This window comes from Burkholderia sp. Nafp2/4-1b (assembly GCF_003635165.1).
GTDB lineage: Bacteria > Pseudomonadota > Gammaproteobacteria > Burkholderiales > Burkholderiaceae > Burkholderia.
Genome location: NZ_ML058628.1, coordinates 134,426 through 147,316 on the forward strand (window position 1 = coordinate 134,426; position 12,891 = coordinate 147,316).

14 protein-coding genes and 1 pseudogene are annotated in these 12,891 nt (G+C 66.0%); 11 read left to right on the plus strand and 4 right to left on the minus strand.

Going from position 1 to position 12,891, the window contains the following annotated elements:
- Positions 1–54: 54 nt before the first annotated feature.
- Positions 55–675: a LysE/ArgO family amino acid transporter gene (locus C7H84_RS32730; RefSeq protein WP_121862690.1), complete on the plus strand. Its 621-nt coding sequence runs from the start codon at positions 55–57 to the stop codon at positions 673–675.
- Positions 676–1,037: 362 nt separating this feature from the next.
- Entirely contained in the window at positions 1,038–1,985 is a 948-nt protein-coding gene (locus tag C7H84_RS32735; protein ID WP_121862691.1) for an aldo/keto reductase, read from the plus strand.
- A 191-nt stretch (positions 1,986–2,176) separates the two neighbouring features.
- Here C7H84_RS32735 and C7H84_RS32740 read toward each other — a convergent pair whose 3' ends face one another.
- On the minus strand, positions 2,177–2,548 hold the full coding sequence (locus C7H84_RS32740; RefSeq protein WP_121862692.1) for a BON domain-containing protein: 372 nt from the start codon (positions 2,546–2,548) through the stop codon (positions 2,177–2,179).
- Positions 2,549–2,788: 240 nt separating this feature from the next.
- On the opposite strand from C7H84_RS32740, the pseudogene C7H84_RS37700 reads away from it, so the two are divergent.
- From C7H84_RS37700 to C7H84_RS32760, 4 genes and pseudogenes are all read left to right on the plus strand, one after another.
- Positions 2,789–3,055: pseudogene (locus C7H84_RS37700) on the plus strand (porin); the annotation flags it as partial.
- A gap of 311 nt (positions 3,056–3,366) precedes the next feature.
- Positions 3,367–4,077, plus strand: coding sequence for a PadR family transcriptional regulator (locus C7H84_RS32750; RefSeq protein ID WP_121862753.1), 711 nt, complete (start codon positions 3,367–3,369; stop codon positions 4,075–4,077).
- A gap of 38 nt (positions 4,078–4,115) precedes the next feature.
- Entirely contained in the window at positions 4,116–4,937 is an 822-nt protein-coding gene (locus C7H84_RS32755) for a siderophore-interacting protein (protein WP_121862693.1), read from the plus strand.
- Positions 4,938–5,053: 116 nt separating this feature from the next.
- Entirely contained in the window at positions 5,054–5,278 is a 225-nt protein-coding gene (locus C7H84_RS32760) for a hypothetical protein (RefSeq protein ID WP_121862694.1), read from the plus strand.
- 39 nt (positions 5,279–5,317) lie between these two features.
- Here C7H84_RS32760 and C7H84_RS32765 read toward each other — a convergent pair whose 3' ends face one another.
- Positions 5,318–5,899, minus strand: coding sequence for an undecaprenyl-diphosphatase (locus C7H84_RS32765; RefSeq protein ID WP_121862695.1), 582 nt, complete (start codon positions 5,897–5,899; stop codon positions 5,318–5,320).
- A gap of 443 nt (positions 5,900–6,342) precedes the next feature.
- On the opposite strand from C7H84_RS32765, the gene C7H84_RS32770 reads away from it, so the two are divergent.
- From C7H84_RS32770 to C7H84_RS32785, 4 genes are all read left to right on the plus strand, one after another.
- Positions 6,343–7,083 (plus strand): acetoacetate decarboxylase, encoded by a 741-nt coding sequence (locus C7H84_RS32770; RefSeq protein ID WP_121862696.1) that lies wholly within the window; start codon positions 6,343–6,345, stop codon positions 7,081–7,083.
- Positions 7,084–7,144: 61 nt separating this feature from the next.
- A complete protein-coding gene (locus C7H84_RS32775) occupies positions 7,145–7,930 on the plus strand; it encodes a 3-hydroxybutyrate dehydrogenase (protein WP_121862697.1) in 786 nt (261 codons plus the stop codon).
- Positions 7,931–8,056: 126 nt separating this feature from the next.
- Complete coding sequence (locus C7H84_RS32780) at positions 8,057–9,274, plus strand: patatin-like phospholipase family protein (RefSeq protein WP_162999435.1); 1,218 nt, start codon at positions 8,057–8,059, stop codon at positions 9,272–9,274.
- Between the two features lie 60 nt (positions 9,275–9,334).
- Entirely contained in the window at positions 9,335–9,799 is a 465-nt protein-coding gene (locus tag C7H84_RS32785) for a hypothetical protein (RefSeq protein WP_121862698.1), read from the plus strand.
- Between the two features lie 26 nt (positions 9,800–9,825).
- Here the strand turns inward: C7H84_RS32785 and C7H84_RS32790 are convergent, their stop codons facing one another.
- Entirely contained in the window at positions 9,826–10,710 is an 885-nt protein-coding gene (locus tag C7H84_RS32790; protein ID WP_121862699.1) for a LysR family transcriptional regulator, read from the minus strand.
- A gap of 118 nt (positions 10,711–10,828) precedes the next feature.
- Between C7H84_RS32790 and argC the strand changes: the two genes are divergently transcribed.
- Positions 10,829–11,776: an N-acetyl-gamma-glutamyl-phosphate reductase gene (argC, locus tag C7H84_RS32795; protein ID WP_121862700.1), complete on the plus strand. Its 948-nt coding sequence runs from the start codon at positions 10,829–10,831 to the stop codon at positions 11,774–11,776.
- A 159-nt stretch (positions 11,777–11,935) separates the two neighbouring features.
- Here argC and C7H84_RS32800 read toward each other — a convergent pair whose 3' ends face one another.
- On the minus strand, positions 11,936–12,859 hold the full coding sequence (locus C7H84_RS32800; RefSeq protein WP_121862701.1) for a LysR substrate-binding domain-containing protein: 924 nt from the start codon (positions 12,857–12,859) through the stop codon (positions 11,936–11,938).
- Between the last annotated feature and the right edge of the window lie 32 nt (positions 12,860–12,891).

A 12,891-nucleotide genomic window follows, 5' to 3' on the forward strand; every position in this document is an offset into this window, starting at 1 on the left:
CCCGCAGACTAGCGCTAACCGATTCACCCGTCTACTGTCTCACCGCTCCCCATCATGAACTGGATCGCTTTTTCCCACGGCGCCGCCCTGTGCGGATCGCTCATCGTCACCATCGGCGCGCAGAACGCGTTCGTGCTTCGGCAAGGCATCATGCGCTCGCATGTCGGCAAGATCGTGCTGCTCTGCGCGCTGTCCGACATGATCCTGATCGGCGCGGGCGTCGGCGGCGCGTCGGTGCTCGTCGAGCGCTATCCGACCTTCGTCCATGTCGTGCTGTACGTCGGCCTCGCGTATCTCGCCTGGTTCGGCTTCAACGCGCTGCGCCGCGCATTCAAGCCCGGACACGAAACGCTCGACGTGCGGGGCGACGCCGTCGCGCCGCCGCCGCAGAGCGCGGCCGCGATCGTGCTGATGACGCTCGCGTTCACGTGGCTCAACCCGCACGTGTATCTCGATACGTTCCTGCTGATCGGCACGGCCGGCGCGCGCGAGCCGGAAGGCGCACGGCTTCCGTTCGCGATCGGCGCGATGTCGGTCAGCATCGTGTGGTTCCTGGGGCTCGGATACGGTGCGCGACTTCTGGCGCCGTGGTTCCGCAAGGCCGTCGCGTGGCGCGTGCTCGATGGCGCGATCGGCAGCATGGTGCTGTTCCTGGCGGCCGTGCAGTTGCGCTAACGCGCCGGATCGATCGTCAACCGAGCACGGGCGGCACCTTGCCGCCCGTTGTTCGTTCTGCTCCGGCGCAGTCCGGCAGCACGGCACGTCGCTACTCCTGCCGCGGCCGGCCACCACAAAATTCGGTTCCCGATCGAATGCAGCCGTACGGATCATCCACGTAGCGGACGATCCATCCGCGATCCGCCGCAAGTCCTCCGTGTTGACAGCCGCGTATGCGCTGCACGATTCCGGTCGATCAGCGAGAATGTTCGAGCGTCCCGCGACAACGGCGAACGTGCTTTCTCCTGCGCCGTCCCGTCGCATTCATCTCGGCTGATCCAATCGTTCGATCCCCTCACCCGCAGATTACGGAGAGCAACATGGCACTACGCACCCTCGGCACGTCGGACATCCAGGTTTCCCCGCTCGCGTTCGGTGGCAACGTCTTCGGCTGGACCGTCGACGAGAACGCATCGTTTGCGCTGCTCGACGCGCTCGCCGACACCGGCATCAACTTCATCGACACGGCCGACGTCTATTCGGCCTGGGTGCCCGGCAACAGCGGCGGCGAATCCGAAACGATCATCGGCAAGTGGCTCAAGCGTTCCGGCAAGCGCGACCAGGTCGTGATCGCGACCAAGGTCGGCCTGCTCGGCGCGCGCGCCGGCCTGACCAGGGACAACATCCTGAAGGCCGCCGACGATTCGCTGCGCCGGCTCCAAACCGACTACATCGACCTGTACTTCTCGCACCGCGATCTCGCCGACACGGCCCCGCTCGAAGAAACGCTCGCTGCGTACCAGACACTGATCGACGCGGGCAAGGTGCGCATCATCGGCGCGTCAAACTACAGCGGCGCGCGCCTGCGCGAGGCCGCCGACATCAGCCAGCGCGATGGCCTGCCCGCGTATCAGGTGATCCAGCCGGAATACAACCTGATCGACCGCGCGGAATACGAACGCGATCTCGAGCCGGTCGTGCGCGACCTGAAGCTCGGCGTCGTCAATTACTACGCGCTCGCGAGCGGTTTCCTGTCGGGCAAGTATCGCAGCGAAGCCGACCTGAAGAAGAGCGTGCGCGGCGATCGCGTCGCCGGCTATCTCGACGCGCGTGGCCTGCGGATTCTCGCGGCCCTCGACGATGTGTCGGCGAAGCACGGCACGCAACCGGCCGCGATCGCGCTTGCGTGGCAGATCGCGCGGCCGACGATCACCGCGCCGATCGCGAGCGCAACGTCGCTCGAACAGCTCGCGTCGCTCGGCGACGCGATCCGCGTACGCCTCGACGACGAAGACATCCGCAAGATCGACACGGCCAGCGCGGCCTGATGTCGTCCACGACGGGCCGGCGGATGGAGCCGCAATATCTTGCGGTTCAGGCCGCCGGCTCGCCGACGCATGTTAGATGCATGCGCAACGAACGCCGAAGAGTCACGCCAGGGCCGGCTCGGCTGTGTCGATCCCATCCCACCGCGTTTGCCGGCGCTGCCGCGTGGCGATATGGGCGGCTGCGCGATCGATCAGTGCGCTTCGTACACCGACAACTTGCTGGTCACCGCGTGCACGCCCGGGGCTTTCGCCGCGGCGTCCTGCGCGATCTGATCCTGCGATTCCTCCATCACCATGCCGGCCAGAATGACCTTGCCGGTACGCGCCTGTCCAAAGACGCTGATCGTGCTGCCGTCGAGCCCCTTCGTTCTGGAGAGGACCTGCGAAACTTTCTTCGAGAAGGCCCGGTTTTCGGCCCGCTCCGCTTTCATTTGTGCCCGGATCTGTTCCTTGGTGAGGCTCGGTGCACCTGAAGCGGAGTCCTGAACATTCGATTGCGCGAACGCAGGCGAAGCGAACACAGCGACGGCGAGTGCGGCGAGCACGTGTGAGCGGAGCGACATAAATCACCTCATGACGTTGTAGTGGAATGAAGACATCGGCGCGGCGATTGCCCGCCGGTCGTCACCTCAAGCTTATTCCGGCGCTCGCGCGGGCTCCATCAAACCATCGTTACGGCCGTTCATACGGAGGACGCAGGGCGATATACCTTTGGATAGGGTCGTCGGCGACATCGTTTGACGCCCGGCGAGCAGCCGGCGTGCGCAAGACATCATCGAAAGCATCGCGGCGATGGCCCGGCGGGCGCAGGCGCGCACTATCCGCTCGGCACGGTCACGGCGAAGGCGCTTTTCACGACTTGCAACGCGTGGAACGGCGCGGGCGCGTGGTCGGCGGAAGCCGCCGCCGCGTGGCATCCGTCGCCGGTGTGGGTGATCGACGTGAGCTACACATCCATGAAGGGCAACGACACGTTCGACAACGCGCACGCGCACCAGCTCCCGGCGGCCGTCCAGTTCTCGCTGTCGAAACGCACGATGGTGTATGTCGCGGCGGTGCATCAGCGCGCAATGGCCATAAACGCCACCTTCAATGACGTCACGCCGTTGACTAGCCGCATCGCCACCCGAACACACACGCCACGAAGCCCGGCTGAACGTATGCCGGTCGACGGTTCGCACAAGAGCGGCCGCCTTGCGCGTTCGGCGCTGCGACGCTTATAGCGACTCCGCTGCGAATGCGTCGGCGGACGACTTTGTTCTGCAAACCAGCTGCCATTCGCGCCGCCTCCCAACCGCACTTCGGCCCCAATAATCCCTCTTGACACCCTATCTTTCGATATATATCTTTAGATATGTTTTACGATATATAGGACATGATCATGCGACACAACCCCTCCCGCGGCCATGCCCGATGCGACGGTCATGGTGCGCATGCCGGCCCTGACTGGTTCGCCGGCCTCTGGCACGCAATCGGCCGCCACCGGCGCGGCCACGATCCATTCGGCGGCGGCCCGTTCGGTGGCCGCGGCGGACGCGGCGGCTTTGGCGATTTCGGCGACGACGGCATGCCGCGCGGCCGCCAGTTCAGCTCCGACGACCTCCAGCTGCTGCTGCTCGCGCTGGTCGCCGAGCAGCCGAGCCACGGCTACGAACTGATCAAAGCGCTCGACACGCGCTCGAACGGTTTCTACAGCCCGAGCCCCGGCATGGTGTATCCGGCGCTGACCTATCTCGAGGAAGTCGGTTTCGTCGCGTCGCAGGCGGAAGGCAACCGCAAGCGCTACGCGCTGACCGACGCCGGTCGCGCGCATCTCGATGCGCAACGCGAACGCGTCGATACGCTGTTCGCGCGCCTCACGCACCTCGCGCGCAAGATGGAATTCATGCGTCGCGCGTTCGCCGGCGAATCGGCGGCCAGCGAAAACCAGGACGAAACTCAACCCGGCTGGCTGCCGGAGTTCGTCGAGGCTCGCCTCGCGCTGAAGCGGGCGCTGCTCCACAAGAGCGCCGCCAACGCGGACGAACAGCGGCGTATCGCGGCCATCATGCGCCGCGCGACGGCCGAAATCGAAGGCGGCACCGGCGCGTAACCCGCGCCGCCCCGTCTACACCCAAGGAGAACGGATTGATGCAGAACCCATCCGAACGCGCCGTTACCCGCGTGCGCCATACGCTCAAGTTCCGCCTGCTGCAGGTCGTGCGCGTGCACGCAGTCACACCGCACCTGCTGCGCGTCACCCTCGGCGGCCCGGACCTAGCCGATTTCGAATCGTCGTCGTTCGACGATCACGTGAAGGTGTTTTTCCCGGCGCCGGGCGCCGAACGGCCGGCGATGCCGACGCTCGGCGCGAACGGCCCCGAGTTTCCCGAAGGCGAACCGAAGCCGGTCGCGCGCGATTTCACGCCGCGCCGCTTTAACCGCGCCGCCTGCGAACTCGATCTGGAATTCGTGCTGAACCATCCCGGCCCTGCATCGCAGTGGGCGGCGCAGGCACGCGTCGGCCAATGGCTCGGTATCGGCGGCCCGCGCGGTTCGTTCGTGGTACCGATCGATTTCGACTGGCATCTGCTGATCGGCGACGATACGGCGCTGCCGGCCGTTGCGCGGCGTCTCGAGCAATTGCCGACCGGTGCGCGCGCGGCCGTCGTGCTGGAAGTCGCGGATCGCACCGCGCAAATCGCGTTCGATACGCGTGCCGACGTGCATGAAGTCTGGCGCTTTCGCGCGGAAGGCGACGCCGCGGACGGCGACGTGCTGCTGAACGCGGTGCGCGAACTGCCGCTGCCGTCCTCCGGCGACGGCTACGTGTGGGCAGCGGGTGAAGCGCAGTCGATGCGCGCGGTGCGTCAGCACCTGACCGGCGAGCGCGGCGTCGACAAGTCGCGCATTCGCGCGGCGGCTTACTGGAAGCGCGGCGCGACGGCCGTGCATGAAACGCTGGAAGACTGACGCGAACGCGCGCCCGCGCGGCGGGCTTGGCATCGGCGGGGCGGCTGGTATATATCTATGTCTGCGACGCCGCTGTCGGGCGACAGCCGCCGCAGCCCGCCGAGGAGCGCCCGGTCATGACAAAAGAACGCCACGCTTCGCCTTTCCTTCGCAACCTGAAGATCGCCGGCTATTGCGGCCTGGCGGCCGTCGTGCTCGCGCTGTTCGTCGCGATGTGCGCGATCCTGAAGGAAAGTTCTCTCGAACGCGACGCCGCCCGGCACCCGGGCGAAACGCCTGAACTGCACGAAGCAGGCGGTGGCACGTCGGCATCGGCCGAATCGGCCAGGACGCCCGGCTGACGGCGTTCGGCCCGCACCGCTCGCGTGTCGCTGTCCCGCTTACGGCGCGCGCTCGCGCCCCATCATCACCGCGTGCACGACATCGCCGATCCGCTCGAGCAATTCGACCACGCGCTGCCCATACAGATGCGCGGCCAGCGCCCCGGCCGTGCCGACCAGCACGCCGCCGACCATGTCGAACGGCCAGTGCACGCCCGCATACACGCGCCCCCATGCAATCGCGGCGGCCATCGTGATCATCACGTAGCCGGTCAGCCGCGTGGTGCCGGCGAACAGCATGCCGACCGCGAGACTCCACGCGAACGTCATGTGATCGCTCGGAAACGAGCTGTCGGGCGCATGCGGAATCAGTTGCGTGCCGACGCCGGCCATGAACGGCCGCGGCGAGAACCAGAAATGCCCGATCACCTGCGCGAGCACGAGCGCCACGCAAGTGCCGACGCCGGCTTCGATCGCCTGGCGTCGAGTCGGGCGCTCGCCGAAGATCCACGTCAGCAGCAGCATCACCGGCAATGCATAGACGAGCCAGTCGGCGGCGAAGATCGCGACGCGGGCCATGCCCGGATGCGGCGCAGTGCCGGCGTTGATGGCGGTAAACAGGGCGAGATTGAGGTTCTGCATGAATCCGGTTGCGTGGGACGTGATGATTGGACCGGGCGCGCCGGTCGGATGCGAACGATGCTAGTGCTCACTCGCTTAAGCGTTGCTTAATGCGCCGGGCGATCAATGATCGAAGCCCGTACGCCGCGCGCGAAGGCACTTAGAGCCCGCGCTGCAACACAAGTTCACACAATTGTCACACTCTCGCGCGAGTGTCTCCCGAAAAAGCTCACCACCCATCCCGTAAAAGCTCACCTGTTTCACATCGTGCCGTCATCGAGAGGCAAGAGCATTGGAGCGCCGGGCGCCATCCACGTCGTTTGTACCGATCGCCTCAACATTTAGGCGGCAAATAATTCGAAATCGGCAACAATTAATTCCATATGCGGCATCGCACAACGGCGGCCCACAGGCATACGATTACGACCACTCATCCACGAAGCGATCAACAACAAGGAGTCCGCATGAAACCCAGCGATGTCCGATCGAAAGCGTTTGCGATGCCGTTGACCAGCCCCGCGTTTCCGATGGGCCCGTACCGTTTCGTCGATCGTGAGTTTCTGATCATTACGTATCGCACCGATCCGGATCGTCTGCGCGAGATTGTCCCCGAGCCGCTGCAGATCACCGAGCCGCTCGTGCACTACGAATTCATTCGGATGGCCGATTCCACCGGCTTCGGCGATTACACCGAAAGCGGCCAGGTGATTCCCGTCGAATACAACGGCCAGGCCGGCGGCTATACGCTCGCGATGTATCTCGACGATCACCCGCCGATCGCCGGCGGCCGCGAGCTGTGGGGTTTCCCGAAGAAGCTCGCGTCGCCGACGCTGCACGTGAACACCGATCACCTCCTCGGCACGCTCGACTACGGCAAGGTGCGCGTCGCGACCGGCACGATGGGCTACAAGCACAAGGAACTCGACATCGACGAGCAGACGAAGCGCCTCGCCGGCCCGAACTTCCTGCTGAAGATCATTCCGCACGTCGACGGCACCGCACGCGTGTGCGAACTGGTGCGCTACTACATGCAGGACATCAAGATGAAGGGGGCGTGGACAGGCCCCGCGTCGCTCGAGCTGGCGCCGCACGCGCTTGCGCCGGTGGCCGACCTGCCGGTGCTCGAGATCGTCGAAGCGCGCCATATCGTCGCCGATTTGACACTCGGCCTCGGCGAAGTCGTCTACGATTACCTCGCTCAGTAACGTCGGTACCACGTCCGCAGTCCTTTCTCCCTGTCAATCCTTTCACCACGGGAAATTCGAAATGAGCAACCTGAATGGCAAGACCGCAGTCGTCACGGGCGCCGCAAGCGGCATCGGCAAGGAAATCGCACTGGAGCTCGCGAAGGCGGGCGCGGCGGTCGCGATCGCCGACCTGAACCAGGACGGCGCGAATGCGGTTGCCGACGAGATCAACAAGGCCGGCGGCAAGGCGATCGGCGTCGCGATGGACGTGACCAATGAAGACGCCGTGAACAGCGGCATCGACAAAGTGGCCGAGGCGTTCGGCTCGGTCGACATCCTCGTGTCGAACGCGGGCATCCAGATCGTCAACCCGATCGAGAACTATTCGTTCTCGGACTGGAAGAAGATGCAGGCGATCCACGTCGACGGCGCATTCCTGACGACCAAGGCCGCGCTCAAGCACATGTACAAGGACGATCGCGGCGGCGTCGTGATCTACATGGGTTCGGTGCACTCGCACGAAGCGTCGCCGCTGAAGTCGGCGTACGTGACGGCCAAGCACGGGCTGCTCGGGCTTGCGCGCGTGCTGGCGAAGGAAGGCGCGAAGCACAACGTGCGCTCGCACGTGGTGTGTCCGGGCTTCGTGCGCACGCCGCTGGTCGACAAGCAGATTCCGGAGCAGGCGAAGGAACTCGGCATCAGCGAAGAGGAAGTGATCAAGAAGGTGATGCTCGGCAACACGGTCGACGGCGTGTTCACGACGGTGCAGGACGTCGCGCAGACGGTGCTGTTCCTGTCGGCATTCCCGAGCGCCGCGCTCACCGGCCAGTCGTTCGTCGTCAGCCACGGCTGGTTCATGCAGTAAGGTCCTCGCCTCCTTGCTGACGGGAGGCGATTTCCGCACCACTGCCCATTCTCGAGATGGCGCGCCGTCGATCGACGCCACGCCGTCCGTCACCGCCGTCCACGGCGGGATTTCTCGGAGCAACTGATGAAACCGCACGCGCGTACAGAAAAGCAGGCCGTCGATGCGGCGGACCTGCACCACGAAGCCGGCGCGCCGGCCGCTGCGCGGTCGCTGCCGTACGAAACGATCGCGCTCGTCCTGCAAGGCGGCGGCGCGCTCGGCGCGTATCAGGCCGGCGTGTTCGAAGGGCTGCATGAAGCAGGCATTCCGCTCGACTGGATCGCCGGCATCTCGATCGGTGCGCTCAATACCGCGCTGATCGCCGGCAATGCGCCCGAGCATCGCGTCGAGCGGCTGCGTCAATTCTGGGAAACGATCTGCCAGCCGGCGTTCTTTCCCGCGATTCCGGCCGCGTTCGAATTCGCGCTGTTCAACAGCATCGATCAGATCCGCACGTTCTTCACCGCATCGCAGGCCGCAAGCGCGATGATGCAGGGCCAGCAGGGCTTCTTCTCGCCGCGCTTTCCGCCGCCGCTGCCCGGCGTGTCCGATCATCCGGAAAAGATCAGCTGGTACGACACGTCGGCGCTGCGCGCGACGCTGCTCAAGCTGTGCGATTTCGACCGGATCAACTCGGGCGAGACGCGCGTGTCGGTCGGCGCGGTCAACGTCGGCACCGGCAACTTCGTGTACTTCGACAACTCGCGCATTCGCCTCACGCCCGAGCATTTCATGGCGTCCGGCGCGCTGCCGCCCGCGTTCCCGCCGGTCGAGATCGACGGCGAGTACTACTGGGACGGCGGCGTCGTGTCGAACACACCGCTGATGGAAGTGCTGCGCGCCCGGCCGCGCCGCGACACCCTCGCGTTCCAGGTCGATCTGTGGAGCGCACGCGGGCCGCTGCCCCGCACGATGGCCGACGTCGCGGAACGCACGAAGGACGTGCAGTATTCGAGCCGCACGCGTTTCGTGACCGACACGCTGCAGCGCGAACAGCGCTACCGCAACGTGCTGCGCCACGTGCTCGACCAGGTGCCCGAAGAGCAGCGCAAGAACGACCCGTGGTGCGTCGAGGCTGAAGCGATGTCGAGCGGGAAGAAGTACAACATCCAGCACCTGATCTATCAGCAGAAGGCGTACGAGCACCACTACAAGGACTATCAGTTCGGTCTTTCGACGATGCGCGACCATTGGAGCGCGGGGCTCGACGACATCCGCAAGACGCTCGCAGTCAAGGACGGCCTCGCGCTGCCCGTCAACGACGCGGGCTTCGTCACGCACGACATTCACCGCCGCCGGTAATGCCGTGTGCGACGGACCGGCGCGTCAGCCGTGCCGGTCCGTCCTCTTTTCCGATTAGATATGCCGATTTTCATTGCGCTGTTCGCGCTCATCGCGCTGGGATGGGGCGCCGTTCACCTGTTTCACGTCATCGCCGCGCAGTTCGGTCAGCCGGTCGCGATCGCGGCCGCCGTGCTCGCCGCCGCGATCCTGATCGCGCTGATCGCGTGGTGGATCAAACGCCGCCGCGACATCGCCCCGAACACGAAGGAACAAGGCTGGACCCACATCGTGCATCGCGCGTGGGGCGAGGTGCGCGTGTCCGCGACGCAAGGGCTGCTGTGGCTATCGCATGACGGCGCGGACGGCCGCTATACGTTGTCGCAGCTCGACGGGTGCGAAGCCGCGCCGATCGACGGCCGCTGGCATCTGGTCGTGCGCGTGCGCGATGCCGTGCGCGGCGAATGGAAACTGCCGATGACGGACAAGCGCGACGCGCAACGCTGGGCGCGCGTGCTGATGCTCGCGAAGGACAACCGTCTTTAACGCGGCAGCGCGGGCCCCCGAACGCGCTAGCGCGGGCCGAGCGCCCACAACGCGTCGAGCACGTGCTGGGTCGATCGCTCGATCGGCCCGGCCCGATGCGCGATGCCCAGTTCGCGCCACAACGCCGGCCGCAGCGGCCGCATCACGATGCGTGCATCGGGCAGCGGGGCGCCGGCCTCGTGCGGCAGCAACGTCGCACCGTAACCGGCGGCGACGAGGCTCTTGATCGCATCGTTGTAGTTGAGTTCGATGCGTGGCTCGGGCCGGTGACCGCCGAGCGCGAACCATTCCGTCGTGAGCCGTGACAGCCGCGTGGTCGCGTCGTTGAGAATCAGCGGGCGCGCGGCCAGATAAGCCGGCGTCACGCGCGCCGGAAGCCGCCAGTCCGCGGGCAGGAAGGCCAGCACCGGATCGCGCCGCCACGCGCGAATCGACAGCCCCGCGACCGCCGCTTGCGGCAACGCCACCAGCCCGACGTCGAGCGTTCCCTGTGCGATGCGCGCCAGCGTGTCCTGCGACGTGAGCACCGCGATCTGCACATCGATGTCCGGATGCTGCTCGCGCAGCCGCGCCACCGCCTGCGGCAACAGATGAGCGATCGCGCCGGTCGATGCGCCGAGGCGCACCCGCCCGGTCAATCCTTGCACCTGCCGCTCGACGTCGTCGAGGGTCGACTCGACTTCGGCCAGCAGACGACGCGCCCGCTCGACCAGCACCGCACCGATCGTCGACGGCTGCACGTTGCCGCGCGTGCGGGACAGCAGCGGCGCACCGATGCGGCTTTCGAGTTCGGCGACATGCAGGCTGACCGTCGGCGGCGCAAGATGCAGCAGTTGCGCGGCGGCGACGAAGGATCCCTGGTCGACGATGGCGACCAGCGTACGCAGCCGGTCCAGACTGATCTCGCGCATTGCTACCTCTCGTTCAGGAAAACTGAATCCGGCAATCAGGAAATTCAACTTTTCCTATTCTAGGCGTTCGATGGACGATATGGCTTTCCCGACGTCCGCAACGAGGAACGCGACCACCATGAGCCTTTCCACTGTTTACATCGACGGCGACCAAGGCACGACCGGATTGCAGATCCACGAGCGCCTGCGCGGTCGCACCGACCTGCGGCTCGTCACGCTGCCCGATGCCGAACGCAAGGATCCCGTACGGCGCGCCGATGCGATCAACGCCGCCGATATCGCGATTCTGTGCCTGCCCGACGACGCCGCACGCGAAGCGGTCGGCTTCATCCGGAATCCGGCGGTACGCGTGATCGATGCGAGCTCGGCTCATCGCACCGATCCGGCATGGGTCTACGGCTTTCCTGAGATGGTCGACGGACACGCGCAGGCCATCGCGCACGCGCGGCGCGTCACCAATCCCGGCTGCTATCCGACGGGCGCGATCGGTCTGCTTCGGCCATTGCAACAAGCCGGCCTGCTGCCGCGCGACTATCCGGTGAGCATCCATGCGGTGTCCGGTTACTCGGGCGGCGGGCGGGCCGCCGTCGACGCGTTCGAAACGAACGACGCCGCACATGCGAAACCGCTGCAGGTCTATGGCCTCGCGCTCGCGCACAAGCACGTGCCGGAGATCCAGCGGCATGCCGGGCTCGCGCATCGTCCGCTGTTCGTGCCGGCTTACGGTGCGTATCGGCAGGGCATCGTGCTGACGGTGCCGATCGAGCTGCGCCTGCTCCCCGCCGGCGTGACCGGTGAGATGCTGCATGCGTGTCTCGCGCACCATTACGCCGGCGCGCGCCACGTCGAGGTCACGCCGCTCGCGGACACTCGCGCGATCACGCATCTCGATCCGCAAGCGCTGAACGGGACGAACGACATGCGGCTCAGTGTGTTCGTCAATGACGAACACGGTCAGGTGCTGTTGTCCGCGGTGTTCGACAATCTCGGCAAAGGGGCTTCCGGCGCGGCCGTGCAGAATCTCGACTTGATGCTTGGGGTGGAGAGTGTGGCGAAGGTGGCTTGAGGCTTGAACTGCGGGTTGCGGGTTGCGGGTTGCCCGACGCATCGGGTGCCTGTTGCACGCTGTCGTGCTCGCGATGCGTTTGCGAGCCATAAACGGGGGTGTGGGGGAGTGTGCCGACGCCACGCACATGCCCCCGTAAAAGCTCACCTTTGACCGATTTCAGCCCACGTCGTCGGCCGCCGCCGCATTCAACCCGGCAAGCGCCTCCGCCAGAAAGTCGACGCACACGCGCACTTTCGCCGACGCCGCGACACGTTCCGGATACACCGCCCAGATGTTCGCCGGCTGAATCGCGTCCGGCAGCACGCGACAGAGCTCGCCGTGCTCGATCAGCGGCCCGGCCTCCCAAATCGAACGCAGCACGATCCCGCGCCCGGCCAGCGCCCATTGCACGGCCACCTCGCCGTGATTCGTCGACAGCGCGCCGCCGACCTTCACCGTCGCCGTTTCTCCGCGCAACTTCAACCGCCACACGCCGAACGGATGATCGCGCTCCTTGATCGCGAGACAGTCGTGCGACGCAAGATCCGCGAGCGTACGCGGCGTGCCGCGTCGGGCGAGATAGTCGGGCGACGCGCACAGCACGCGATAGTTCGCAGCCAGGCGGCGCGCGATCAGATGATCGGCGATGTCGTCGCCGATGCGCACGTCGAGGTCGTAGCCTTCGCCTGCGACGTCGACAAGCCGGTCGAACAGATCGAGCCGCACGTTCAGCTGCGGATAGCGCGCGGAGAAGTCGAGCAGTGCCGGCGCGACGACATGCCGGCCGAAGCCGAAGCTGCTCGAGATACGCAGCGTGCCGCGCGGCACCGTGCGCGTGGTCGACACGTCCTCGACGAGATGATCGACGTCGTCGAGAATCTTCTCGGCGCGCGCGAACACGCGTTCGCCGGCCTCGGTGACCGTCACGCGGCGCGTCGAGCGATGCAACAGCCGCGTGCCGAGCTGCGCCTCGAGCAGCGCGATGCGCTTGCTCACGTATGCGGGCGACACCGCGAGCTGCTCGGCGGCCGCGCTGAAGCTCGTCAGGCGGACGACCAGGCTGAAGACACGCAGGTCGTCGAGATTTGGCGATTTATTCACGATTCGTGGAAAGTCGATTAACCTTTCGCCCG

What these genes read in the sequence shown, in the direction of transcription:
- C7H84_RS32750 (WP_121862753.1), top strand. Translation starts at nt 3,367, where the DNA reads ATGCGACACAACCCCTCCCGCGGCCATGCCCGATGCGACGGTCATGGT.
- C7H84_RS32740 (WP_121862692.1), bottom strand. Translation starts at nt 2,548, where the DNA reads ATGTCGCTCCGCTCACACGTGCTCGCCGCACTCGCCGTCGCTGTGTTC.
- C7H84_RS32775 (WP_121862697.1), top strand. Translation starts at nt 7,145, where the DNA reads ATGAGCAACCTGAATGGCAAGACCGCAGTCGTCACGGGCGCCGCAAGC.
- C7H84_RS32760 (WP_121862694.1), top strand. Translation starts at nt 5,054, where the DNA reads ATGACAAAAGAACGCCACGCTTCGCCTTTCCTTCGCAACCTGAAGATC.
- C7H84_RS32755 (WP_121862693.1), top strand. Translation starts at nt 4,116, where the DNA reads ATGCAGAACCCATCCGAACGCGCCGTTACCCGCGTGCGCCATACGCTC.
- C7H84_RS32765 (WP_121862695.1), bottom strand. Translation starts at nt 5,899, where the DNA reads ATGCAGAACCTCAATCTCGCCCTGTTTACCGCCATCAACGCCGGCACT.
- C7H84_RS32735 (WP_121862691.1), top strand. Translation starts at nt 1,038, where the DNA reads ATGGCACTACGCACCCTCGGCACGTCGGACATCCAGGTTTCCCCGCTC.
- C7H84_RS32785 (WP_121862698.1), top strand. Translation starts at nt 9,335, where the DNA reads ATGCCGATTTTCATTGCGCTGTTCGCGCTCATCGCGCTGGGATGGGGC.
- argC (WP_121862700.1), top strand. Translation starts at nt 10,829, where the DNA reads ATGAGCCTTTCCACTGTTTACATCGACGGCGACCAAGGCACGACCGGA.
- C7H84_RS32730 (WP_121862690.1), top strand. Translation starts at nt 55, where the DNA reads ATGAACTGGATCGCTTTTTCCCACGGCGCCGCCCTGTGCGGATCGCTC.
- C7H84_RS32770 (WP_121862696.1), top strand. Translation starts at nt 6,343, where the DNA reads ATGAAACCCAGCGATGTCCGATCGAAAGCGTTTGCGATGCCGTTGACC.
- C7H84_RS32780 (WP_162999435.1), top strand. Translation starts at nt 8,057, where the DNA reads ATGAAACCGCACGCGCGTACAGAAAAGCAGGCCGTCGATGCGGCGGAC.
- C7H84_RS32790 (WP_121862699.1), bottom strand. Translation starts at nt 10,710, where the DNA reads ATGCGCGAGATCAGTCTGGACCGGCTGCGTACGCTGGTCGCCATCGTC.